This is a genomic window from Flavihumibacter stibioxidans, assembly GCF_014332695.1.
GTDB classification, from domain to species: domain Bacteria; phylum Bacteroidota; class Bacteroidia; order Chitinophagales; family Chitinophagaceae; genus Flavihumibacter; species Flavihumibacter stibioxidans.
Genome location: NZ_MBUA01000012.1, coordinates 340,709 through 365,395 on the forward strand (window position 1 = coordinate 340,709; position 24,687 = coordinate 365,395).

The 24,687-nt window shown below is 42.5% G+C and carries 24 protein-coding genes; all 24 read right to left on the bottom strand.

What is annotated here, in order from left to right; translation table 11 throughout:
* Window positions 1-18: 18 nt before the first annotated feature.
* Window positions 19-1,488: a phytoene desaturase family protein gene (locus tag BC349_RS08610; RefSeq protein ID WP_187256342.1), complete on the bottom strand. Its 1,470-nt coding sequence runs from the start codon at window positions 1,486-1,488 to the stop codon at window positions 19-21.
* Window positions 1,489-1,503: 15 nt separating this feature from the next.
* Window positions 1,504-2,004: an RNA polymerase sigma factor gene (locus BC349_RS08615; protein WP_187256343.1), complete on the bottom strand. Its 501-nt coding sequence runs from the start codon at window positions 2,002-2,004 to the stop codon at window positions 1,504-1,506.
* An 86-nt stretch (window positions 2,005-2,090) separates the two neighbouring features.
* Window positions 2,091-2,972, bottom strand: coding sequence for a MerR family transcriptional regulator (locus BC349_RS08620; protein ID WP_187256344.1), 882 nt, complete (start codon window positions 2,970-2,972; stop codon window positions 2,091-2,093).
* A gap of 81 nt (window positions 2,973-3,053) precedes the next feature.
* Complete coding sequence (locus BC349_RS08625; protein ID WP_187256345.1) at window positions 3,054-4,133, bottom strand: acyltransferase family protein; 1,080 nt, start codon at window positions 4,131-4,133, stop codon at window positions 3,054-3,056.
* A gap of 43 nt (window positions 4,134-4,176) precedes the next feature.
* Window positions 4,177-4,923: a tyrosine-protein phosphatase gene (locus tag BC349_RS08630; RefSeq protein ID WP_187256346.1), complete on the bottom strand. Its 747-nt coding sequence runs from the start codon at window positions 4,921-4,923 to the stop codon at window positions 4,177-4,179.
* A gap of 78 nt (window positions 4,924-5,001) precedes the next feature.
* Entirely contained in the window at window positions 5,002-5,946 is a 945-nt protein-coding gene (gene fcl / locus BC349_RS08635; protein WP_425489729.1) for a GDP-L-fucose synthase, read from the bottom strand.
* A gap of 28 nt (window positions 5,947-5,974) precedes the next feature.
* Complete coding sequence (gene gmd, locus BC349_RS08640) at window positions 5,975-7,090, bottom strand: GDP-mannose 4,6-dehydratase (RefSeq protein ID WP_187256347.1); 1,116 nt, start codon at window positions 7,088-7,090, stop codon at window positions 5,975-5,977.
* 5 nt (window positions 7,091-7,095) lie between these two features.
* Window positions 7,096-7,845, bottom strand: a complete 750-nt coding sequence (locus BC349_RS08645) for a glycosyltransferase family 2 protein (RefSeq protein WP_187256348.1) — start codon at window positions 7,843-7,845, stop codon at window positions 7,096-7,098.
* 6 nt (window positions 7,846-7,851) lie between these two features.
* The gene (locus BC349_RS08650; RefSeq protein ID WP_187256349.1) at window positions 7,852-8,412 is read right to left on the bottom strand and encodes a putative colanic acid biosynthesis acetyltransferase; all 561 of its coding nucleotides are present in this window, start codon (window positions 8,410-8,412) and stop codon (window positions 7,852-7,854) included.
* A complete protein-coding gene (locus BC349_RS08655; RefSeq protein WP_187256350.1) occupies window positions 8,405-9,496 on the bottom strand; it encodes a glycosyltransferase in 1,092 nt (363 codons plus the stop codon). Before BC349_RS08655 ends, BC349_RS08650 begins: the two co-directional genes overlap by 8 nt.
* Complete coding sequence (gene wzy / locus BC349_RS20160; protein WP_187256351.1) at window positions 9,483-10,541, bottom strand: O-antigen polysaccharide polymerase Wzy; 1,059 nt, start codon at window positions 10,539-10,541, stop codon at window positions 9,483-9,485. The genes BC349_RS08655 and wzy overlap by 14 nt, the downstream gene beginning before the upstream one ends.
* Window positions 10,542-10,770: 229 nt before the next feature.
* Window positions 10,771-11,721, bottom strand: coding sequence for a glycosyltransferase family 4 protein (locus BC349_RS08665; RefSeq protein ID WP_187256352.1), 951 nt, complete (start codon window positions 11,719-11,721; stop codon window positions 10,771-10,773).
* 178 nt (window positions 11,722-11,899) lie between these two features.
* Complete coding sequence (locus tag BC349_RS08670; RefSeq protein ID WP_187256353.1) at window positions 11,900-13,477, bottom strand: hypothetical protein; 1,578 nt, start codon at window positions 13,475-13,477, stop codon at window positions 11,900-11,902.
* Window positions 13,478-13,572: 95 nt separating this feature from the next.
* Window positions 13,573-14,784, bottom strand: a complete 1,212-nt coding sequence (locus BC349_RS08675) for a glycosyltransferase family 4 protein (protein ID WP_187256354.1) — start codon at window positions 14,782-14,784, stop codon at window positions 13,573-13,575.
* Complete coding sequence (locus BC349_RS08680; protein WP_187256355.1) at window positions 14,771-15,628, bottom strand: glycosyltransferase family 2 protein; 858 nt, start codon at window positions 15,626-15,628, stop codon at window positions 14,771-14,773. The genes BC349_RS08675 and BC349_RS08680 overlap by 14 nt, the downstream gene beginning before the upstream one ends.
* Before the next feature lie 5 nt (window positions 15,629-15,633).
* Entirely contained in the window at window positions 15,634-16,644 is a 1,011-nt protein-coding gene (locus BC349_RS08685; protein ID WP_187256356.1) for an acyltransferase family protein, read from the bottom strand.
* 64 nt (window positions 16,645-16,708) lie between these two features.
* Window positions 16,709-17,419 (bottom strand): hypothetical protein, encoded by a 711-nt coding sequence (locus tag BC349_RS08690; protein WP_187256357.1) that lies wholly within the window; start codon window positions 17,417-17,419, stop codon window positions 16,709-16,711.
* Window positions 17,420-17,712: 293 nt separating this feature from the next.
* The gene (locus tag BC349_RS08695) at window positions 17,713-19,167 is read right to left on the bottom strand and encodes an MBOAT family O-acyltransferase (RefSeq protein ID WP_187256358.1); all 1,455 of its coding nucleotides are present in this window, start codon (window positions 19,165-19,167) and stop codon (window positions 17,713-17,715) included.
* A 466-nt stretch (window positions 19,168-19,633) separates the two neighbouring features.
* Window positions 19,634-20,167, bottom strand: coding sequence for an acyltransferase (locus tag BC349_RS20105; protein WP_281384565.1), 534 nt, complete (start codon window positions 20,165-20,167; stop codon window positions 19,634-19,636).
* Window positions 20,155-21,033 carry a glycosyltransferase family 2 protein gene (locus tag BC349_RS08705; RefSeq protein ID WP_187256359.1) on the bottom strand — a complete coding sequence of 293 codons (879 nt, stop codon included), beginning with the start codon at window positions 21,031-21,033 and terminating at the stop codon, window positions 20,155-20,157. Before BC349_RS08705 ends, BC349_RS20105 begins: the two co-directional genes overlap by 13 nt.
* On the bottom strand, window positions 21,030-21,965 hold the full coding sequence (locus BC349_RS08710; protein WP_187256360.1) for a glycosyltransferase: 936 nt from the start codon (window positions 21,963-21,965) through the stop codon (window positions 21,030-21,032). The genes BC349_RS08705 and BC349_RS08710 overlap by 4 nt, the downstream gene beginning before the upstream one ends.
* A 32-nt stretch (window positions 21,966-21,997) precedes the next feature.
* Window positions 21,998-22,894: a glycosyltransferase gene (locus BC349_RS08715; RefSeq protein ID WP_187256361.1), complete on the bottom strand. Its 897-nt coding sequence runs from the start codon at window positions 22,892-22,894 to the stop codon at window positions 21,998-22,000.
* 12 nt (window positions 22,895-22,906) lie between these two features.
* Entirely contained in the window at window positions 22,907-23,782 is an 876-nt protein-coding gene (locus BC349_RS08720; RefSeq protein WP_222840125.1) for a hypothetical protein, read from the bottom strand.
* The gene (locus BC349_RS08725; RefSeq protein WP_187256362.1) at window positions 23,772-24,683 is read right to left on the bottom strand and encodes a glycosyltransferase; all 912 of its coding nucleotides are present in this window, start codon (window positions 24,681-24,683) and stop codon (window positions 23,772-23,774) included. The genes BC349_RS08720 and BC349_RS08725 overlap by 11 nt, the downstream gene beginning before the upstream one ends.
* Window positions 24,684-24,687 lie beyond the last annotated feature (4 nt).

A 24,687-nucleotide genomic window follows, 5' to 3' on the forward strand; every position in this document is an offset into this window, starting at 1 on the left:
TGCTGTTATTTAAGATAACTAAAAATTACGGATAACTTCTTTGGCCACTACTTCACCGCTGATCAGGCTGGGTGGCACACCCGGCCCCGGCACAGTGAGTTGGCCGGTGTAAAAAAGATTTTTAACCTTTTTACTCCTGCAGGATGGTTTCAGTATGGCAGTTTGTTTAAGTGTATTGGCCAGTCCATAGGCATTGCCCTTAAACGAATGGTAGTCATTCACAAAGTCGGAATGTGCAAAACTTCTGTTCAGCACGACGGCATCTTTGATGGATTGCCCCAGGATTTTTTCCAGCCTTCCGGCCAGTTTGTCAAAATATTGCCGGCGTACCGATTCCGTATCACCGCCAAGTCCCGCTGCCACCGGTACCAGCAGGAACAGGTTCTCATGTCCTTCCGGCGCAACGGTTGGATCGGTCACCGATGGGGCGCTCATATAAAACAGAGGGTCCTGCGGCCATTGCGGCTGCTCATAGATATCCCTTGCATGCGTGTCAAACGGACTGTCGAAAAACAGCGTATGATGCTGTACGTCAGTCAGCTTTTTATTCAGTCCCACATAATACAACAGGCAGCCTGGCGCCATCACCCGCCGGTCCCAGTAGGCATCGGAATAACTCCGGTGCGAGGCAGGCAACAAACTGGTTTCAATATGGTGATAATCGGCCCCGCCGATCACAACATCCGCATCATAACGGGCATGGCTAGTGGCTACAGCGGCTGCCACCGAACCGTGGAGTTCAATGGATGTCACCGGTTCATTGAAACGGAACTTCACTCCCTGTTCCAGTGCCAGTTGGTACATGGATTCCACGATGGAATACATGCCCTTTTCCGGGTACCAGGTTCCCCCTGCCACATCAGCGTAATTCATCAGGCTGTAAAGCGCCGGCGTATGTTCTGCCATCGCCCCCAGGAACAGGACAGGAAACTCCATCAACTGGCGGAGTTTGGGGTGACGGAAATATTTGTGCACATGGCTTTTCATGGAAGTGAAGACATCAAGCCGGAAAACCCCGCGGACCAGCTCCCAGTCGGCGAACTCTGCCAGCGAACGGCCGGGTTTGTGCACCAGCTTGTGAATGCCCACCCGGTATTTGTATGCGGCTTCCTCCATAAACTTTTCCAGCATCGGGCCGGCGCCGGACTCGATGGACTCAAACAGGTCGCGTACAGCCGCCAATCCCGCCGGCACATCCATTCTGCCATCCTCCCAATAAACCCGGTAGGACGGATCCAGTCTTTCCAGTTTGTAATAATCGGAAACCGATTTCCCGAACTGGTTGAAGTATCGCTCGAACACATCCGGCATCCAGTACCAGGACGGCCCCATATCAAATGTAAACCCATCGGCTTTCCACTGCCTTGCCCTGCCACCCGGCTGGTCGTTTTTTTCCAGCACGGTCACATCCCAGCCCCCGCGGGCCATAAAAGCCGCGGCAGACAAGCCTGCGAACCCTGAACCAATAATGATTACTTTCTTCGGCAATGGAACGGAATTAAACTAGTACCTGGCGATCTGGGCTTTTAAAAGTTTCCTTGCAAAGTGAATCCTGCTCTTGATCGTTCCCAGGGGCTCACCCAGCATATCGGCGATTTCATGGTATTTGAACCCGTCAAAATACAGCAGGAATGGATTCCTGAAGATCTCCGGCAGCGTGTGCACGGCTTCCTGGATCTCCTTCATCCGCAGGGTGGACTCGGCGGCATTGGTTGTGGTAACCTGGTTGTAGTCGAGCAGGAATTCATTGGGGGTATTATCGAAAATGGTGTTCTGCCTCGCCTTCCTGCGGTAATTATTGATGAAGATATTCCGCATGATGGTGTACAGCCATGCCTTAATATTGGTGCCCACATTATACTTTTCACGGTTGGCAATGGCACGGTACATCGTCTCCTGGAAAAGATCCTGCGCGGCCTCGTTATCACGGGTCAACGTAATTGCAAATGGGCGGAGAAATTCTGCGTTGTTCACCAGCATCTCATCAAATTCTACGTTAGACATGGCAGTTATGTTTAATTATTAACGATTCGAAGTTAAACAATTTTCTAAGTTCCACCAACGATATTTATTCCGGGAAATGTTAAAATCTAGTGAAGTCCGGCTACGAATTCCAGCACTTCGGCCAGGGATTTTTTGAAACTGACCATCTCCGGGACCTCTTTCCTGTACTGTTGGGCTACCTGGCCTGAGATCACCAGCCGGTGGGATGGGCATCGCAGGCTGTAGGCATGCAGGAACTTGTCGAAGCTGAAATTGTTGGCCACCGAGGTCAGGTGTGAGTACAGGAAATCGGGCTTTTTCAGGTTCGCAACAAATTCCACATCTTTCAGGGGCAGATTGGCTCCCAGGTAAATTACGTGAACGCCCCTGCTCTTCAGCAGGTAGTAGGCGTAGAGGAGACCCAGCTCATGGTGCTCACCTTCCGGAAGAAACAGTAACACGGTTTGCTGCATTTTAACATGGGAGAAAGCCCCTTCGATGCCGACAATCAGTTTTTGACGTATGATATTGGTAACCAGGTGTTCCTGGGCCGGATTGATATGATTCGTCATCCACAATATCCCGATTTTCTCCAGGAAGGGAAAGAGAAGCTGTGTTATAGTTTTGTCAATTCCCCGCGAGCTGATATGCTGGTCCAGCAGGAGCTCAAACCTCTCCATATCCATATCCACCATAAACTGGATCAGTTCGTTGATCAGCCTTTCCTGCTGCGCCTGGGCATTACCAAGGGCAACGATCCTTTCGCGGATCTCCTCCGGCTGCATCTTATCAATATGCGAGATCTTGTAACCATACTTGTTCAGCAGGGCGATGTTCAGCACAGCTTTCAGCTCTTCGGAGGTATAATAGCGGATATTGGTATCCGTTCGCCGGGGCTTCAGGAAATTGTATCGCTGTTCCCAGATGCGGATGGTATGGGCCTTAATACCGGAAAGATTCTCGAGGTCCCTGATGGTAAATGCATTCATGACCGGCATTTTTTGTGTTTAATGATTATTACGTAAAGTTAAACACAAAAGAAGGAGCAAAGGTTCGGAAAAATTTCGGGATCAGGCTACCCGCGGTGCAGGGCGATAGTTGAAATACCGTTTCATGTCGAGGAATTTCTTCTCGAAGGCATAATAACTGATGGCAGCCACCAGGAAGGTGGCCATAATGCTGGTGAGGAGGTTGACCCATGTATTGCCGGAGTCGAGAAAAGTGCGGATCAGCTCAAAACAGGCCAGGTGGTAGATGTAAAGGCCATAACTGATGCGGCCGGAGAAGCGAAGGGGAGTGGATTGCAGGATTCTTTTGACCCAATGGTTGTCGGGCAGGCAGACCACCCAGCCGATCACTGAAAAATAGAGGGCGCCGAAAAAGAGGTATTTCACCACCTGGATGACCGGGTGATCCAGTCCGTCATAGATATACCAAAGCCCTCCCGCGACAAGCAGCACGGACAATCCCCAGCGGGCAAAGGTTCCGGATTGTTCCCGGTTGAATTTTTGTTTCTGTTCCAGGATGGCCAGGAAGGAGCCGATGGCCAGTTCGTCCATCCGGGTGAAGGTGAAGTAATACACCATATTACCGTTCAGCACCAGCATTATCCGGGTGAAGATGGCTGCGAAAATGATCACCCCTATGGCTGTTTGCAGTTTCTCATTGTTCAGGAAGAACACCAGCAGAGGCCAGAAAAGGTAAAAATGTTCTTCAATAGCCAGTGACCAGTAATGAGAAGGTCCGCTGCTATTCCAGTTGAAAGTCACGGCAAAATCCTGCAGGTAAACCCAGAAAGCAAGTTGCTGCCGGGCACCCACTGTTGGCTGGTTAAGGACCAGGGGTAATAAAAAATAGTAAATCGCCAGGAAAAGAAAATAGAGGGGGAAGATCCGGAGGGTGCGCCGCATATAGAACTGGCGGAAATAATGCTGTGCCCCCCTTGAATTGATAAGGATCCGGGTGATGAGAAAACCAGACAGGACAAAAAACAGGGAAACGCCGGAAGCCCCCAGCGATGTTATGGTATGAACAACAGGGGGATAGGCCCCCACCTGAGCAAAGAGTTCAAAAAAGTGGAAGAACATGACCATTAAGGCAGCAATAGCTCTAAGGCCATCCAATTCATACCTGTATGACAGGGGCTGCACTATATAAATTTACCCCTATATAAACGAAGGGCAAAATTTATTATTATGTCCACAGCGAATTCAGTAACCGGCCGTTGTCCAGGATGTGTTCAACCATTGGTTGCAGGGAGGGGGATACACGAAGGGCTTCAAGATGTCGTTGGTGGTGGAGATCGGAACCCAGGAAGCTCACCAGGTTTTGTTTGATGAGCCACTGCGCCAGTTGAAGGGCGGGTTTGCCGTAGTAGCCCGTGAGGGAATTAAGGTTTACCTGAAGCAATACCCCCATATCAGCGATCTCGCGGAAAATGGAAGGCTGGGCGGACAGGTAATTGTAACGTTCGGGGTGGGCCAGCACGGGTATGTAACCCTGGATCTGGAGGTCGAAGAAGACCTGTTTCCAGTCGAAGGGCAGGCTGACGAAGGAGAATTCGACCAGCACAAAGTTCTGCGCGAGGGTACGCAGGGGAACCTTATTCCTGAGCATTTCGGTGAAATGGTCATCCATCATGTATTCGGCTGCGGCGGAAAGTTGCAGTGACCGACCCGCTCTTTCAGCGGCCAGTTTCAGTTCATCTCCCGCCTGTCCGATCGTTTCATCGGTATTGCGGTAGAGGTCCCACAACACATGCGGGGTGGTGATGAAATTCCTGAAACCAAGTTCCTCCAGTCCCTTTATCAGTTCCAGGGAAGTATCCGTATCCGGCGAGCCGTCGTCAATACCCGGCAGCAGGTGCGAGTGCATATCGGTGCCGATGCCGGAGAGGTCGATACGGGAAGAAGGTTTATTTCGGCGGAAGATGGAGAACATGCCGCAAGTTAAGGAGGAAAAAAGAAATCCCGCAGGACTGACCTGCGGGACTCACATGAAATTTATGCAAACAGAATATCAGTATTTCGACTTAAACTCCTCGTACACACTTGCAATACCCTGCTCCAATTCGATCTGGTGTTTCCAGCCAAATGAATGTAGTTTGTCAACATTCATAAGCTTGCGTGGTGTGCCATCGGGCTTGGACAGATCGTGTACTATCTCACCTTCATAACCTACGATCTTTTTTACCAGCAAAGCCAGGTCTTTTATGGCAATATCATCCCCCACACCAATGTTTACCAGGCCCGGTTCATTGTAGTGCTGCATCAGGTAGTAACAGGCATCTGCAAGGTCGTCGGCATGAAGGAACTCACGGCGGGGGGTACCCGTACCCCACATGGTAACAGTAGGTTCGTTGTTCAGTTTCGCCTCATGAAACTTGCGGATCAATGCAGGCAGCACATGTGAATTATTCAGGTCGTAATTGTCATTGGGACCATATAGATTGGTCGGCATCACAGAAATAAAATTGCAGCCATACTGTGAGCGGTAAGCATCACAAAGTTTAATACCGGCGATCTTGGCAATCGCGTAGGGTTCATTAGTAGGTTCCAGTTCACCCGTCAGCAGGTATTCTTCCTTCAATGGCTGTGGAGCCATTTTTGGATAGATACAGGAAGATCCCAGGAACATCAGTTTCTTCACCCCATTTACATAGGAAGAATGGATCACATTGTTCTGGATCATCAGGTTATCATACAGAAACTCGCCCCGATAGGTATTATTGGCCAGGATGCCTCCTACCTTGGCCGCAGCCAGGAACACATAATCGGGTTTTTCCGCAGCAAAGAAATCGGCCACGGCCTGCTGGTTGCGCAGGTCCAGTTCTTTTGATGTTCTCAGTACGAAATTGGAAAACCCTGCTTTCTGCAGGCGCCTGTGTATAGCAGAACCGACCATCCCTCGATGGCCGGCTATATAAATTTTAGAAGAGATATCCATATTGTTTTTTGTATTCATTGACCCATTGACCCATTGACTCATTCACCTACTCATACTGATTCTTCACATAATACCCGCTTTCTTTCAGCAGTTTTTCCTTACGGAAAGATTCCACATCGGCAGCAACCATTTCCTTTACCAGGGCGGGTAAGTCGTATTTGGGTTCCCAGCCGAGCTTGGTCTTGGATTTGGTGGGGTCGCCGATTAGCAGGTCCACCTCAGTGGGACGATAATAACGGGGATCCACAGCCACTACTTCCCGACCGATTTCGAGTTGAAAATCAGGATTGCTGCAGGCAACGACCTTGCCCACTTCTTTTTCATTTTCACCGCTGAATTCAACCTGCACCCCTACTTCCGCGAATGCCATCCGGACGAACTCACGCACGGGGGTTGTCACGCCCGTAGCGATCACATAGTCTTCGGGGGTATCCTGCTGAAGAATGCGCCACATGGCTTCTACATAATCCTTGGCATGGCCCCAGTCGCGCTGCGCATTGAGGTTACCCAGGTATATCTTATCCTGCAGTCCGAGGGCGATCTTGGCCACACCACGGGTGATCTTGCGGGTTACAAAGGTTTCACCTCGGAGGGGTGATTCGTGGTTAAACAGGATTCCGTTTACCGCGAACATGCCATAAGCTTCACGATAATTTACCGTGATCCAATAGGCATACATTTTAGCCACTGCATAGGGAGAGCGGGGGTAGAATGGGGTGGTTTCACTTTGGGGAACTGCCTGCACCAGGCCATACAGTTCTGAAGTGGAAGCCTGGTAAACTTTAGTCTTTTTGGTGAGCCCAAGCAAACGTACGGCTTCCAGTATGCGAAGTGTACCAATACCGTCGGCATTGGCTGTGTATTCGGGTTCTTCAAAACTCACCGCCACATGACTCATGGCAGCGAGGTTATAGATTTCATCCGGCTGAGTTTCCTGAATGATCCGGATGAGGTTGGTGCTGTCGGTGAGGTCGCCGTAATGAAGTTTCAGGCGAACATTTTTCTCATGGGGATCCTGGTAGAGGTGGTCAATCCTGTCTGTGTTAAAAAGGGAAGTGCGGCGTTTAATGCCGTGAACGTAATATCCTTTTTCCAGCAGGAGTTCAGCCAGGTAGGCGCCATCCTGGCCGGTGATACCTGTAACGAGTGCGACTTTAGACATAATTTTTATTTGATAAGGAATTGTGTCAATTTTCTAAAAGGTTTCAAAGGTATGGTAAAAAAATATGGGGTTAACCCGTTTATATCCCATGCCCGGCGGTCTTCGCGGTTGGCACGCCAGCGGTTGGTAAGGCTGGCATTGCTCATACCGCCTACCCGCATTTTTACGGTTACTTCAGGCAGGTAGGCAGCAGGAAGATTGTATCTAACCAGGAAACGCAGCATCAACTCATAATCAGCGGCTGATTTAAAACTGGTATCAAAAACGCCGCAGTCATCATATAATTGTTTTCTTACAAAAAAAGTCGGATGCGGCGGCATCCACCCATAAAAAAAATTCTGCGAACTGTATTCTCCAGACTTCCAGTATCGAACCACCTTGTTCAGGTTGTTGGCTTTCACATACTGCAGGTCCGAGTACACCGCCTGTACATCCGGATCCTTAAACAACCGGGCCACATATTCCAGTACGCGGTTGTGGGCATAGATGTCATCGGAATTCAGGATGCCCACCACATCTCCGGATGCAAGGGTTATACCCTTGTTCATTGCATCGTAAATGCCCTTGTCTGGCTCAGAAATCAATTTGGCCACATGCGGGTGCCGGGCTACCAGGTCCAGTGTTTGATCGGTGGATTTCCCATCGATGATGATATGTTCTATGTATGGGTAAGTCTGACGCCCGACACTAATGAGTGTGTCTTCAACAGTAGCAGCACTGTTATAAGTGGCTGTTATAACGGAAATGGTACACATATTAAATCAGGGTTGGCCAGGAATGATTCTTTCTTTTACAGGTACAGCAGGATTTCCCTGATAAATCATATAAGGAAACAGATTTTTAGTAGCTACCGATTTGGCAGTTAGTACGGAATGGGAGGCGCAGGTCACTCCAGGACAGACCAGTGCCTGCGCACCGATCCAAGCCCCTTCTTCCAAGATGATTGGCCTTACCATAAGTTCAAAAGTTGGACTGGTATAATCATGGTTGCCGGTCAGTAAAAATGCGCCCTGCGACAGGCAACAGTTTGCCCCGATGGTAACCTGTACAAGATTATCTATCCACACATTTTCACCAATCCAGGAATGATCACCAATACTCAGCAACCAGGGATATTTGATATTCACCTGGGGCTTGATTACCACAGATTGGCCAATGCGCGCACCGAAAGCTTTTAACAATGCTCTTTTTACAGATGAAACCGGAACAAGATAGGACCTGAAAACCACGGCATTCACCACATACCAGCACAGTCGTTTCAGTTTCCCCGCACCGGGATCAAACCACTGGTTATTGTAGGCGGACAAATTTGTTTTAGACATCTTGCAATAATTCCAGGTATACAAATTTTTGCAGGGCAGCAATCTGTTCCAGGCTATATCCTGCTTTTATAAACTGGTAACAGGCGGCTCCTTTTAACGCTATCTCCTCCCTGGCAGTTGTTGCCACTTTCTCCAATACAGGTGCTATGACCGCCGGGTCCGGTTTCACATCGATTGCCAGACCGGCATCAAATGCTTCATTGAAATTGCATTCGCGGCTAATTAGCGGAATAGCACCTTTTTCCATGGCTTCAATGACCGAAGTAGGGAAGCCTTCGCTATAAGAAGGCAGTACATAAAAATGGGCCGAGGCCAGGAGTTCATCCCTTGAACTGCCCTTAACCACCCCAACATATCGAATATTATTTGTTTTTTTTATCAATGGTTCTATCAGTGGCAATTCACCTTCATCCGGACCAGCGATAAGTAACTGGTATCCAGAATCATTATTCAAAGAAGAACGCAGCCAGGCATTTACAAGGTGTACAATGCCTTTTTTTTGGTGGAGTCGGGCCATGAAGACAAAGATCATTGGAGTATTCTCCTTTATAACTTTAAATTCTGATTCGCATTCAACGCCATTTGGAACAAGGATTACATTCTTGGCTGGAAAGAGTTTTTTCAGGTTTTGAGCTTCAGAACTACTTACCGCCCTTATCAAATCAGCCTTTAATATCATGCGTCTCTCAAAAAATTTAAGGTACAGCTTCTTCTTCCATTTCTTATGCTGCAGGGGCCATGGCTCCAGCATTCCATGCGGAACATATATCCATTTATACCCCAGTTTTTTCAGAAAAGCTCCCCAGTGCGTAGCAAACTGCCAGCAGCCATGTGTAACAATGATATCATTTGCAGTATCAAGCTGTCTGGAATGTATGAGACTTTTTAGGTATGAAATTGTTAACGACTCAAGAGGGTATGCAGGGATAGTTATTTGTCCTGGAATGCTTGTAACTGAATTTGCCGGAAACCAAACTTCGGAATCAATACCAAATGCCCCAAGCAAGTTACCAGTACTACAAGCTGATTGCCATACACCTAAGTTGATTGGGGCCAGGGTGTCAACTAAATTAATGATTCGCATGTTGTTTCTTTCGTATATACTGTAACGCCCAAACCGGGATCATCATATACGCAAAATGATCCACTGATTGCGGAAAATAACCACGACTAATCCATTGAAAACTGGCAAGTGCAACGACTATAAATGTGGCAATACTCAGGGGATCAGATTTTTTAACTGAATTAGTAAACCGGCGTAATAACACCCCCCATAAAAAATGACCTAAAGTTATTCCAAGCCAGCCCCAGGCAATATAAATAGCCCCGGAACTGAGTGTCGCTTCGCCAGTAAAAGTTGCCCACCAGGGGTCATATGCATCAACAGTTGTTTTCAACTGTGGGGGTGGATAAAATTCATCTTTGTTGGGAAGAATGGCCCTGGGAATTACCCGAATAAATACGTATAAAGTTATGGTAGCTCCATAATCATGCCTGGCCCCTTTCAATGGATTATCATACAATTTGTAAACCGCCATATCAGCGAGCGCTCCTCTCGTTTGTTCAAATATTCCTTCAACCGGAAACTCGAGGGGATTAAATACCAGTTCACTATATCTTCTATCAACGAGGGCAAACCGGTTAATAGTGGAAAAAATAATAAAATAAAAACCAAGCAACCCCAGCATTACCCCCTGGAATACCTGCCTGCTAGTCACCTTATTTTTAATCAGGTACACCAACGCCAGGCCTCCGATACTAAGAATGATTCGGTAACGGAAACCAAGTAAAAAAAACAGGAAAAATGCAAAGAAAATTCCTGTCAGCAATTTTTTCCTAGGCACATCATACAAATACCCAAGAACTAAAACACAAATAAGGGAATCTGCGAAATTTTGCAGGTAATAACTTGCCCCCTTTGCACCCAGTCCGATCACCTTGTTTCCAATAAATACATCAGCTATATTTATTCCTCCCACCGCCATATTGATCATTACTATCCCATAAGTCGCAATAAACAACTTTGTTAGTACCTGTTCCGTATTTAACAATTGGAATTTTGGCAAATCAAACCAACGATCCTGTGAAATATTGGAGGCCATCCAATAACCAGCAATAAAAAAAAACACTCCCAATATGCTGAAAAAAAAATGGATCCCATAATAACCACTGATATCTGTCCCAACTACAGAAGTTATCCCACTGTAATACATAAAGAGCGGACTCAGGAAAAAATAAGGGACAAAGACACCAAGTGTCCACAGGTAAACAATGTGTCGCCCTCCACCTTTGGAAAAACCAATTTTTAGCCCCCAGAAAAGCAGGAGGCCAAGCACCAGTGCCAGAATGAATATGTTATTATTTACCCAATTGATAAATGTCATAGAGTTTCTTTGCCATCGATTCTGATGAAATTCCTTCTCCTGTTATAAATGCCTCTTTTCCTAAATGATCCCTAAGTGCCTTATTTATCAGTAACTCGTGCATGGCCGTTGCAAAGCCCGCCACATCTTCCGATTCAACTATCAGTGCATTTTTCCCGTCAACCAGGCTATTATATGCTGCACCGACACTATTGGCACATATTATGGCCTTGCCTGATGCCATTGCTTCGTTAATAACAAGCGCCCAGCCATCGTACCTACTGGCAAAAACAAACACTTCACAAAGGTTAAACCAATAAGGGATGATATGTTTATCCTGGAAACCTAAAAAATGTATCCTGCCATTTCCTGCCGCAAGTTCCTGTAATGCTGCCTTCTCCTGCCCATCTCCGATTATAAGCAACCTGGCATTTATCCCTGGATCCAAAACTTTAAAGGCATTAATAATCAGGTCCATACCTTTTCTATGAATCAGGGAACCGGAGCTTAAGAATATCAATTCACCGTTTGATTTGTAAGTATTCCTAAGATCATCCAGCACTGCCGGATCGAGATTCGCTTCTTTAAAAAGTCCTGTATCAATATTATAGGGTATGTTGTGAATAGGTTTGGAAAATCCGTACCATCTGTAACACTCTTCCGCCTTTTCACCTATAGCAAGCAACATATCGGCATGCTTTTTCACCGGCCCCAGCAATAAGGACTTTACCCATTTTTTCAGTTTTGAATTGACAGGAAAAACAGGTTCACTCCAAAATGCTACCCGGATTTCTTTCCGGGCAGCCATATTCAGACTATATATCACATTGGGACTCCAGTATGTCCCATTTATAATAATAAAATCAGCCTGGGCATCCGCTACATTTTTTTTTATGCCTTTGGCAAAATGAAAGGACGGCTTGAATTTCTGCACCAATCCTGCCAACCAGCCATTTTTCAGAACTATGGTCCTGTAACCATCACCAGTTGAAGCAAGCTCCCATTGCCGGTCACTTTCCCGATCCGTAAAATAAACAACTGTCAGATCGAAGTAATGTTTCAGTGCTCCAAAAAAATCCAACTGGTAAGGAGTTGGCATATTGGTGTAAAAGTATAATACAGGCTTAGCGATTCCCATCCTTTTGATTCGTTTTATTCTCCATGGTCCTCATGATATAATCCTGTATGGGCTGATCACTATACCATGCCCGAAAGAGGAAAATATTTCCCTGCTCCTTTGAGCTTTTTAACAACTCCAATAACGCTTCATCCGTCATCCTTTTACGATTAATGCCATCTGCGGTATTCAAAACCAGGAAGGCGTTCGGGTAGATTGATTTCACGGCTTCATTGACCAGGAAAATATTACTGCGCATTTCACGGTAAGGAGCTGTAAACCGATAATACTCAAGTGTAATGTGCTCAGGCATAACCAGCGCATCCGGACAGGCACGTGCAACCTGCTCAAATATTCTAGCCGGCATCGGGCCTCCATTGGGCTCTACATTGGAATCAACATAAAACAAGGTACTGCCCCAACGTTTTTGCGCATACCTAATTTTTCTTATCAGGGTATATGCCGGGTCTTTTACTGCAACATGGTAAACTTTGCCACTCTTTACATTTATTATAACTGAATCAGGTCTGATACAGATACCGGTTCCAAACCCGGCATCGGAGAACCGCCTGAAATAGTCATCAATCACTTTATTCATTTCAGGCGCCATCTTTTCAAGTAATTCCGGCGCACCGATATAGGTAATGGCATGAGGAAATTCCTGGCCCTCAATATCCCATGTGATCATACCCTGCGCTCCCATTTTTTTCAGGATTGAAATGGAGCGATCTGCATAATTAATCAGGTCTTTTTTAAAATCGATGAATTTCTGTTCTCCCTTCCCTTTCTGAAAGGACGGCGAAAAAACCCAATTGCGGGGGTTACCTTTTTCTTTTCCATCCCTGGAGTAGGATGCCAGGAACAATGAACCGATTGGCCTTTTGTCTTGCCACCTGATCAACTGTGGTCTTTCCCTCCGGTAATCACTGATCAATTTTGCATTTACCACCTCTATTGATGTGCCAGGCTTTACGAACTTAACCACAAGGGTCATCGCGGCTGTTTTACCCGGAGCCAACCTGAGTTCACTTGCCTGATCAAAGCCGGTTATTCCGCCAATGGGGCGGTTCCCTGTCGCAATACTATAGCCGTTGTTCTTACCATAAGAAACCAAACCGGCATAAGCATAATTACGGGCATCGGGATTTTCAACAACCATTTGAAAATTCTTACAAACAGCTTTTACAATGGCCGGACTTTGAATATTATTACCATTGTAATGTACCCCCTGTTTGAAATTGGAAGGAAGTTCACCCAGTGCAGTTGTTACCAGGCGTGTACCAACTCCGGCAAAAGTATCAGAAGGATGGGTATTGACCATCTGAATATTGAAATACAGGCTGTCGCCCTTTTGAATATATTGGCAGGAATAACTTCCCCAATCATATATAAACGTAATTTTTTTATTGGCATTATCCCAGTGTTTCTTACGCAGGTGGGAATATGCAAAAACAGTTTCACCGCCTCTTTTAATTATCTTATACCCTTCCGCCCTGAATGGCTGGCCAATATTTTTATATACATCGAGAATAACCTCCTCTTTGTAGGATATCTTACTGATTCCTACTGAAGCGTTATAAGCCACTTTTAAATTCTGGGTATAGGTGTTAAGTGTAAATAGAAGGCTACAAGACAAGAAAATGAAAAATCGCAGGTACATGTTAAAAGAGTTTTCAAGGATTATGGATATAAAGAACAAACATTATTGATGGAAAAACGACCAGAAACCATATCACTGTCAGGCAAATGCCAAACCTTGCTTTCATTTGTTGCCAGTTGACGAAGTGTTTCGGCCATATTTTCAGCGTCATAGGGATCAACAACAATACCACGGTCAGGTGAATCCACCACCTCTCCGCAATAAGGAGATACTACCAGGTAACAACCATTGGAAAGGGCTTCCAACTGGGTCATTCCGAAGCCGTCCGACAAAGTGGGAAAAATAAACACATGGTGTTCCCTGTAAAGCTCATTGGTCAGGTCCCTTTCTATCTTTCCGGTAAATTTAACATTGGACAAATTTTTAAAGCGATCGGGAACCACCAATGAACTTCCTCCGGCAATAGTAAACTCAATTGGAAATCCTTCCAGCAATTTGGCAACATTCAATAACCGGGCAAGTCCTTTCCGAAGGGTCAAGGTTCCAAGGTAAAGAACTTTTAAAGGGGTTTGAAACCCGTTTTTTCTTATACCCTTTGACGTTTCAGCCTCGCCTGATTCATAGGCAAGGGGGGCAACAAACAGTTTATTTTCCGAAACCCCATTCTCCAATGCCAGATTTTTACTCCAGGCGGAATTGACCACTACATAATCAGCCAGATGTACTTCCTGACGCCAATGTTCCCAATAAACAGATGGAATGGTTGCAAATCCTTCTTTAAATTCAGGGAACAATTCGCTTTCCTTCCTGACAATATCTTCCTCTGCCATGGCTCCGTCAATTTGTCCCAGGACGGTAGTACATCCATATTTCCTGGCGACCTTAAATATCTCCAGCGCCGAATAAGAATATGAAAAAACAACTGGCTTGTGATTGGCTTTGCGCAAATAGTCTTCCAACCATGCGGCAGCCATCCTTCCAAACCATTTGTTACGGGCCATTATCAAATCCCAGCCCTGCTGTTTCTTTAATTTTGCCCCAAGTTCAAAAAGTAATGCTTTCGTTGCAAAAGACACTGCAGGCATTTTGCCCAGATCAGGGTGATCCCTGAGCTGCAATGACTTGAAAGTCGGACCGTTCATTATTGGTTTAAGTACACCAGGCAGATCAGGATACAGAAAATCAGTTACCATGGCTGCAAGCCTGCCCTGTTGGTGAAACCCGCGGGGAAGTGCATAGTGCTCCCTTGCACCTATTTGAAAGCAGATTATTTTGCCCTTATCCTTGTTCAATCTTCCTCCATTTTCTAATGGTACTTGCAGTAACAGGAACTCTTAAATGACGGTATTGAAATAGAAGGCTGGGGGTCATTAGAATACCTTTCAGTACGCCCTTGCTTCGTGAGTTTTTAAGTGCCCAGTAAATCCGGTTGAAAAACATGGCCAAACCCAACCAGGTATACCTGGCGGGAAACCTGAGGTATGCCAGAAGTGCACGGTTGGCAATAGCAGCGGCATTTTTTTTAGGGTCATTATGGTGACCCAGGTCTGTATTATGAAAGACCACCAGGGATTTGTCAAGGAAAATATCCCAGCCTTTATCTATTAATTGCAGCGCGAGATCCTGCTCCTCAACGCCATACGCCCATTGCACAGGAACATAACCAGGCACTCCTTTTAAAGCAATTTTTCGATATATACAACCACATCCCTCAAAAACAGCTTTTTGTTTGACCTGGTCAACCCATGCAGGAGTCTCTTCAAATTTGTGATAGATCTGACAGGCAAGCAGTCCGGCTGTTGGATATTTTTCCAGGCTGTCCAATACCCGTTCAAAAAAGCCTGCAGAAACCGGATAAGAATCGTCATCCAGACTCAAAATAAAGGGGCTCTGTGCTTTTGACAACAAAACATTTCTCCCTCCTCCGGGACCAATATTTTTCTGACCCTGAAAAAAATGGACTTCAGGAAATTGATTACCAAGGAAACTGATAGTGGCTTCATCACCGCCATCCACATAAACATGTATCTCTGCAATGAACTGAGGATACGCTCTCAATTTCCCCAATGTAACTTTCAGCAATTCGCCGCGATTCCAGGTGGGTATAATAACAGAAAACTGCCTAGTATCAATCATTTATATTAATTCGTTGTGCTCAGTATTTTTTCAGGCCTGGATTGAGCATTAGAATAAACAATCCGCTTACTCAGCCTCATAGCCGGCCTCTCTATCAATAAAAAGAACAGGTATGATGCCAGGATCGTGACACCCAATGCAAGGGTCCATAATATCCAGATCTGCCAGGGAGCACTAATATACCTGCTAAGTAAATTAATTATCCTACCTCCAATAGGTACATGGATCAGGTATAGTGAAAATGAAATGGTACCCAGAAAAACAGTGACACGGTTTTCAATTTTAAAATAGGTCACCAAAATCGAAGTAAATACACCAACAAGCGGTGCAGTCATTTCAAGGCCCTGTACCAAACAAGTAACAGCGGCCAAAATTAAGGCAGACCAATAACCGGCAGATTTAATTTTTTTCACTTTGAACGCGCAGGTAGCAATGCCCATAACAAAAAATGGCATGAACTTAATAACATACAATGGGATAAATAAGCTCAGTATAAGCCCGATTGCAAAGAAAAGAAATAATGCTTTCTGTGATTTCCAGACAAATGGTAGTATAAGACCGATCAGGATATAAAAATGAAACTCCGCTTCCAGGCTCCAGTAAACGGGTAAAATCCAATCATATCCAAGATGTTCCGGAAGGTAACCCAGGTGGGATAGAAAATTCCCCAAACCAATATCAAACGGTTTGCCCTTAAATCCGGGAGCCAATGATGAAAGGTAATACAAAGCAATGGCCAATAAAATTGATATGATATAGGGTGGCTCAATTCGGGCGCAACGTCGCGCAAAGAACCGAAAAAAATCACTCAAATTATAACCAGCCTTTACCATCGAATATGGTATTATAAATCCAGACAGGACAAAAAACGCCTGAACCCCCAGATGGCCGTAGGAAAATATAGAACCCAGAACCAATTGAAGTTTATTGAAATATTTCTGTTCCAGTCCGGAAACCTGCATATTAGCCTGGAAATGAAAAAGACATACAGACAAAGCCGCAATGCCTCTGATCATTTCAACAGTACCCAATTTTCCAGAACCACTTTGCACAAAAGGATTATTTTAAGTTAATCAAAAACTATTGCGTATATATTCTGGCCATTATTGAATCACCAACATTGATCCTAAAATGACTAGATTCATAATAGTTTGTGATAGAATTTGTAAAAGAATTTACCCCAGAAAAATCATATACTTTATTAGGAAATATTTCATTTAGAACTTTAATATCAGCTTTTGAAAACTTAATTTGTTCATAAAGGGGGCTAAGAACAATTTTATAATTTGATTTATGCTTTTCAAGTATTCTTTTAATCTCTGCCAAATAAAATATTTGCTTCCCGTTAATTCTTTGAATTGAATCCATCTGTTCTTTACCTCTATCGTAAAAAATATTATTATCACTATAATATTTATCGGGATTATTTATAATAGCTTTTTCACGGTCAACTAATGTGACCCTATTTGTAACAAAATCTACCGAAACTTTACTTTGTTGAATATATGATTTCATCCAATCATGATATTTGCCAGTTAACTTAAATGAATAAAATGAATATAAAAAATCCAGATTTCCATAAGCATTTAGAAATGATTTGTGAAACTCAATCCATGAGATGTTAGAAGTTTCTGGGTGCCTAACATACAAATGTCCATCCATATCTTTTTCTCGAAAAGAAGCATTCCTGCAAAAAATTAAAAGGACATTTTTCACATTAACATTTATTGAATCTAAATACTTTAGTTTAATATAAATACCATAAAGATTTTCATTAGAAGCATCAAACATAAACGGACTAGTTTTTTCATTAAGGTATTTTTTCCATTCCTCAGGTCGAAATGCCAATGTGCGTGATGTCCCAAATATGAATGAGTCGTAATTATACTTTTTTCGATTTCTTATAAATGTCTCGGTAGAAATATAATCTCTACTTGGCAACACATTTAGATTAGAAAAATCATCATATCCATATACAACTCTAAAAGGATCCCAATACAAATAACTTCCAAAAAATAGTATTATAAGAATAAGAAAAGGCGATGCAAATAGTAATAGTTTTCTTAAAAAAAAAGTCATTGAATTCAAAACTGAAAATAGATAAATTGTTTTTCGGTGGACGAACTAGCGTAAAAAAGTATACAAATAATAATCAAATAGTAAAAAGACCATTGGATAAATCTAGAATTTCCAATTTGTAGTTTCTGAATTGCAAATTGATGTTCTCTTCCTAACCATTCCACAAAGAAAAAAATAACTGTAAATATCAGGGTAGTCACAGACATCCCAATACCTTCAAAATAAGGCAGCGAGAGCAAGGATTTTGAAAAGATTCTTGTTATAATCTGAAATGCTTGCAGAATATTTTCCGACCTAAAAAAAATCCAGGCAAAAACTGTTAACAGGAAGGTTGTCAAAATATTAAAGGTTTCTCCAACTGAAGGCAATAATTTCCCCTGAGCAACAATATTTAAATTATCACGATTGGTTTTAAATAGAATTGAAGGCATAATAAACAATGCATTTAGAAACCCCCAAAAAATAAAAGTCCAATTTGATCCATGCCAAAATCCACTTACGATAAAAATTAAAAAAGTGTTTCTAATTCTATTCAATGCTCCCCCTTTACTCCCCCCTAAAGGAATATATAGATAATCGCGAAACCATGTTGAAAGCGAAATATGCCATCTACGCCAAAATTCAGCAATGTCTCTTGAAAAATATGGATATGAAAAATTACGCAACAGGTCAAATCCAAAAAGTCTTGCTGTGCCTAGTGCAATATCTGAATAACCTGAAAAGTCGCCATAGATTTGAATAGTAAAATATAAGGCACCTAATAACAAAACACTGCCTGAATAGTTTGACGAATTATTAAAAATTTCATCTGCAAAAATTGCACAATTGTCAGCAATAACAATTTTTTTAAATAACCCCCAGAGAATCTGTTTAAGTCCATCGACTGATTGACCATATACAAATTGTCTTTCCTTTTTAATTTGAGGAAGTAAATGCGTTGCTCTTTCAATTGGACCTGCCACTAATAACGGGAAAAAGCTAACAAATAACGAATAGTCAACTAAATTTTTCTCAGGGGCAATCTTGTCTTTATAAATATCTATTACATATGAAAGGCCATGAAACGTATAAAAGGAAATACCAACAGGCAATATTACCTGCAAACTTCTCGGATTCATATTTAAACCTACCAAAGAAAGTCCTTGAGAAAATGACTCTACAAAAAAATTGTAATATTTAAAAATTCCCAAGAACCCCAAATTAATACTTATGCTGAGCCATAGCCAGAATCGTTTGGAATACTTACTCCTGGCAACACTAATTTGAATGCCAGAAAAATAATCAAGGAGAATAGAAAAAACTAGTAAGAAAAGGAAGCGATAATCCCAACAACCATAGAAATATAGACTAGCGATAAGTAATAATAAATTTTGCCCCCTCAGATTTCTTTTTGTGAAGAACCAATATAAGGCAAATACAATTGGTAAAAATATAGCAAAATGTAATGAATTAAATAACATACTAATATTAGAATTACACTATACGTATTCTCGAATTTATCAATTCAGTCCAAATTATCTTTCGCCGTTTGATTTGTTTTATTGATTCTTGTTTTATAAAAGAGCTATCCGCAAATTGAAATTTTAAATTATTTAGAATTCCACCATGGCAATAAATAATTTGAATTCATTGCCCCAAAAGAGCGGAATACCAAAAATCAAAAAAACAGTTCTCAACTAAAACCAGCAATACGTATCCGACAATAATCGTAAGAATAGTTTAGGATATATTAATTCATTTGGTATCGAATCGATTCATCCGCGGAAATTTATGGACATAAAATAATGGAAATGGTAATATTGTTTGTAATTATCCTAAGACTGGGTCAATAATAATCTAAACTGTTCCTAATATGTAATTAATAAAGGATTCGAATTATCATTCAACTATTACCATATTAAAAAATCAATACAAATATTCTTTACGTCATTTTGCAGGAATGCCCTTAACTACTGTATTGGTCAGAACATCTTTAGTAACAACTGCACCTGCCGCTATAACAGCATTATCACCAATCGAAACTCCTTTCAAAATAACTGCATGAGCCCCTATCCAAACATTCTTTCCAATTACAACTTTCGCTGTTACCATTCCTGAGTTTCGCAATTCATTGTTGCCTTTAAAATTATGGTCTCCATCTGTGATATATACATAAGGGCCAATCATACAACCGTCCCCAATAATAATCTGCTCCATACAATCAGCAAAAAAAAAGCGGTTAATATAAACATTGTCACCTACGATTATTTTTCCCGCACTGTTTACATTGACAGCGCTTATAAGCAATGTTGCCTTTTCATCAATAAAAGTATTTTTTCCAATCTCTACATTGGAAGGGAACCGAGGAATCGATACACCGGCAGCAATAAAAGACTTTGATTTTATGCTGACCCCACGAAGTTTTAAGAAAATTCTTCGCAAGCGATTTGCAATGCTTTTATAATAATTTAATAAAACCAAAATCCTATTATGTATTTAAACTTTAAATAACGTAAATTAGTTAGCATGTTTCTCTTATATAGCCAGAATGCCTCCTTATAGTAACCTTGTTTCTTTAAGGCAAGAGAGTTGGACCTGGAGTGCTGGGCTAAAATGAATGCCAGTGAATTTCGACTATAACTATCATCAGGGTATTTTTTTTCACTAACTTGTGCATATACAAACCTCAGGCCTTTATAAACCCGGAGTGGATTTCTGGAAAGCGAATCTGCAACTTCGCGATAGCCAATAATGTACGGCCTGTTCACAAAGAAAAAACCCGGCAAATTGCCTATCCTGTAAGTCAGGTCAATATCTTCTGCAACAAATTCCTTTTCATTAAATCCACCTGTCTGAGAAAAAACACCAGACTCTATACCAAGCATCCCTGCCCCAACAAATATGCCATTCTTTGAAGCTTCAAAATAATTGGAATAGACCCTTATATCACGATTTTCTTCGTTTAAATCCTTTAGATGTTCCTGATTGGAAAAGGCTATCACTTGCCCGCCAAATAATGAAACCTCTCCTACTTTACTTATAATCTGGAAATAAAGACTCAATGCCCATGGCAGTAAAATATCATCAGCATCGACAAAAACTAAATAACGCCCCTTGGATATCCTGGCACCAAAATTCCTTGCAGCACCGGGCCCAGCATTAATTCGCCACAGGTAATTAACAAAACCAAACTTTTCCACTTTTTGACGGGTATTATCTGTTGAACCGTCATCAACAACAATCACCTCAAAATCACGGAATGTTTGCTTTTCAATACTTTCCAGAGTGTGTGAAATTGTTTTACCACTATTGAAAGCCGGAATAATTATGGAAAAAAAAGGCTTCATCGAATAAATTCAGCTATTCTTTCTGCACAATTAAATCCAACCAAACGACTCAGAAAAACGAACTTCCCGGAAAGTATATCATTGTATTGGGGCTGCCCAAATTTTGATTTTACTGATTTGGAAATACTTTCCGCCCAGTTCTTATCAAACTGCCAGACATCCCTGGCAATTTGCCAAAATTGATTTCCCATAATTGATTTCCTATCAGGAGTAAGCAATTTCTTTTCAATGGCATAATCAGCCAGATCATTCATTATTTTAATCCGATTCTGATAGGTAAAAACCGGGTCACGTCTGCAAACAGTTTCACTTGAATAAATTCGGTAAACACTTCCCTCTTTTACATGAGCCTGAAAGCTTGCCCCTGATTTCAAGAGGCGAAAATACAATTCATGTTCCTGGCAGACTTTCTGGTCGTTGTTCCAGCCACCAGCAGCAATTAAACTAGACTTTCTGAAAAGCATCGTATTAGTCTGTGGCATATCCCAACAAAAGAGGCTAACCAGCGGATCTTCAGGATATTTTACCGGCAATACATACCGGCTATTTTTTTTATCAATTGTTTCTTCAATTAAAGATGGCCCATAAAGGCAATCAATTTGTCTATTGCCGGAATTATTAATAAAGCCTATGTCGTGCTCAAGTTTATCTGACAATAGGTAATCATCTGCATCTAGGTACTGTATCCATTCTCCTGCTGCTTTGCTCAATAATTCATTACGGGTATAATTACCTCCTTTATTCGCGCGCGTTTGCCAATTGATTTTGTCTCCAAATGACTTAATAATTTCCAGGCTATTATCTGTTGAGCCATCATCTATAACAATTACTTCAGTATTGGAATAAGTTTGATACAAGGCACTTTCAATGGCTTGTTTGATAAACCTTTCTGCATTGAAACAAGGTATAAGTATAGAAACCAATTCACTCATCTAGTCAAACATTAAAAGGGACAATAGCATTTTCAGCCTTTTTGCTGGCTACCAATATTTTCGATAAACTCATGAATTCCATCCAATGATTCGATTGAAATTTTTCCGAAATCTCTGGCCAGAATCCTGCTGCCTGATGTTGTGATTTTTTTATAGGGCACAACTACCGCATCTGCAGCCTGAAAATAATTCGGGATCATCTCATGGCTTACAAAACCCTGATCCCACTTTATATTCGCTGAATCACTAATAGCTTGCACTACCTGGCTCCTAAAATCCTCATTTATAGCTTTTCCAGCTAATAGTAAATACACTTCAGAAGATGAATGATATTTCTCCCTCCAGAATTCAATTAACTCCAAAGTTCCTTTATAAGGACTTATCATACCTAAATGAAGAAACACAATTTTGTCTGAATCAATCCCAAGTTCAAGTCTTGCAGCGTCCCTGCCAGGCCATGGTTTTGGATATAGGATTTCATAAGACGGGTGCTCAATTATTTCAATTTTTGTACCTTTTACCCGATACTCCAGTTTGACCTGATTTTTCACTGACGTATCATGCACCATTATCTTGCTTACTATTTTGGATAACAAATGGTAAACAAACTTTTCTATTTCAGGGAAACGAGAATTATGTGAGACTATATTATGGACAGTCCATTCTACTTTGACCCCGGAAATTCGGATCAACAGGATATCAATCAGAAATTTTATACCGTACAAAAACTTAACTACTGCGTATTGACCTTTAAAGTAGGGATCAGGCCAGTGTAAATGTAATTGCTCACCCCCTTGGGAACGTATAGCCCTGAACAGCGGAAAAACTCTTTTATACCCTGAAGGGAAAACAACCTGGTCACCATTACGCTCCATCTGAATTGCGAGCAACTCCTGGTATGGATTATCTTTCCTGTAATCAGGCAGCATCAGCACCCGCACCTATGACCTCCTCGTTAATCTGTTCAACAAAGTTTTGATTCCTTCATCATAAAACTGTTGCCTGACGGCGCCTACATAGTGCCGGACCGGACCTTTAATGCCTGAACCAAGGTGAACATTGTATTCTTGCGGCAATAATTCGCAACCCCATTTGGCACTGCAAAGCATGTAAATGGTTTGTTCTATGCGCCAGAAATGCCCAATAATACCAGGCAGGGCCAATAAATCTTCCACCACCCCGGGTGCGAGACTTTGCCGGTGGATCAGCCCCAGGCCGGAATTGAACCGACTTGGGATGATTACTCCCAACTGTTCAGTCGCTATTGCAGGATCAATCGTATAGGCGTCTGCAACATCTGCATTTACTGAATTCTTTAAATAATCAGCATCTTCAATCCTGTTTATAAGCACTTCAGGCTTTTCAAAAAAAAGCACATCACTGTCCATCAGCAATATCCTTTCCCTGCTGGCAAAATGAAAAAAGTCAAAGACCTTTGGAGCCAGGTGATTTGAAAACCTGAATTCAAGGCTTTTAGGGTAATTAACCAGGGCTTTCTTTATTTCCGCATCTGCCTCAGCCTTTTTGATCAACCGCGCATTGGGAAAATGTTTCATTAACACGTCCGCCTCAGCATCCCCCAGGCTTCCATCATCATGGATTACCAAGGGATAGCGCTTTCCTGAAACATGATAAAATGACTTTAATGCCCAGAGCAACATCAGGTAGTCCTTACTTGAGGTGAGTACATGGATCTCGGCTTTTGAAGCGTCATCTGTAAGAACCGGGGCACTGTTGTGTATATTCTCCGCCAGGCGCTTATTCCGGCGTGGAAGCCATTTGTGCTTGTAATAGAATTTTAACTTTTCAATTATCAAAATGAAATACTGTTTTTAGATGTTTTCTGAATCTCGGAGATTCAAATAAAACAGGGTTAGCCACAAGGGAACGCAACACATTCCAATACCTACCAGTCCTGGACTGGTTTGATTTTATTATGGGCAGAAGTTTATTATCAAAAACCCAGTTTCCACATAATTGCCGCCTTAATCCGGAAGGCAGGGGACTGGCAATATCATATAAGTAGGGCCTTAAAATATATTGGAGTTCGGCAGCAGAACGCTCTGCCAAACCGGATTTTTGTTGTTCATGAAAACGAAAATTGGCTAATGGCTGAGGAATGGTAACCACACCGAATCCTTCTTTCAGTGTCCGTATCCAAAAATCCACATCCATGACGAAATACAGATCTTCATTAAAGCCACCTACCTTTTCCAGAACTTTCCTAGTCCAGAATACTTCCGGCTGGACAAACTGTTTTTTATTCCACCAATACCCCCAGATATCTACCACTTCCTGAAAGTTTTTTATGGATGCCGTATGTGCACTCCGGAAAGAACCATCGGCCTCAATAAAGTTACAGGTTCCGTGGAACAGCCCTGCATCGGGATGTTTATTATAAGCTGCCGCAACCGCTTTCAGGGTACCCGGACAATACGTATCGTCTGAATTCAAATAGGCAATTATATCTCCAGTTGCTTTTGACAAGCCTTTATTGATTGCATGCGTCTGTCCTTTATCTGGCTCACTTATCCAGTATGCAATTTTATTAGAATATTTTTCTATGATACTACAAGTCTGGTCTTTACTACCGCCATCAATAATAATATATTCCAGAGAAGGATAGTTCTGGGAAAGCACTGATAAAATGGTATCCTCAATAAAATCTCCTTGATTATAACTTGGAGTGATGACAGTAATTTTTGGAAAGGAAGTCACTACG

Excerpts from the sequence above, each read along its gene's own strand:
- BC349_RS08620 (WP_187256344.1), bottom strand. The coding sequence starts at position 2,972 with ATGAATGCATTTACCATCAGGGACCTCGAGAATCTTTCCGGTATTAAG.
- BC349_RS08695 (WP_187256358.1), bottom strand. The coding sequence starts at position 19,167 with ATGTTATTTAATTCATTACATTTTGCTATATTTTTACCAATTGTATTT.
- BC349_RS08680 (WP_187256355.1), bottom strand. The coding sequence starts at position 15,628 with ATGATTGATACTAGGCAGTTTTCTGTTATTATACCCACCTGGAATCGC.
- BC349_RS08645 (WP_187256348.1), bottom strand. The coding sequence starts at position 7,845 with ATGTGTACCATTTCCGTTATAACAGCCACTTATAACAGTGCTGCTACT.
- BC349_RS08630 (WP_187256346.1), bottom strand. The coding sequence starts at position 4,923 with ATGTTCTCCATCTTCCGCCGAAATAAACCTTCTTCCCGTATCGACCTC.
- BC349_RS08685 (WP_187256356.1), bottom strand. The coding sequence starts at position 16,644 with ATGATCAGAGGCATTGCGGCTTTGTCTGTATGTCTTTTTCATTTCCAG.
- BC349_RS08655 (WP_187256350.1), bottom strand. The coding sequence starts at position 9,496 with ATGCGAATCATTAATTTAGTTGACACCCTGGCCCCAATCAACTTAGGT.
- BC349_RS08715 (WP_187256361.1), bottom strand. The coding sequence starts at position 22,894 with ATGCTGCCTGATTACAGGAAAGATAATCCATACCAGGAGTTGCTCGCA.
- gmd (WP_187256347.1), bottom strand. The coding sequence starts at position 7,090 with ATGTCTAAAGTCGCACTCGTTACAGGTATCACCGGCCAGGATGGCGCC.
- BC349_RS08705 (WP_187256359.1), bottom strand. The coding sequence starts at position 21,033 with ATGAAGCCTTTTTTTTCCATAATTATTCCGGCTTTCAATAGTGGTAAA.
- BC349_RS08650 (WP_187256349.1), bottom strand. The coding sequence starts at position 8,412 with ATGTCTAAAACAAATTTGTCCGCCTACAATAACCAGTGGTTTGATCCC.
- BC349_RS08690 (WP_187256357.1), bottom strand. The coding sequence starts at position 17,419 with ATGTTTGATGCTTCTAATGAAAATCTTTATGGTATTTATATTAAACTA.
- BC349_RS08615 (WP_187256343.1), bottom strand. The coding sequence starts at position 2,004 with ATGTCTAACGTAGAATTTGATGAGATGCTGGTGAACAACGCAGAATTT.
- fcl (WP_425489729.1), bottom strand. The coding sequence starts at position 5,946 with ATGAATACAAAAAACAATATGGATATCTCTTCTAAAATTTATATAGCC.
- BC349_RS08710 (WP_187256360.1), bottom strand. The coding sequence starts at position 21,965 with ATGAGTGAATTGGTTTCTATACTTATACCTTGTTTCAATGCAGAAAGG.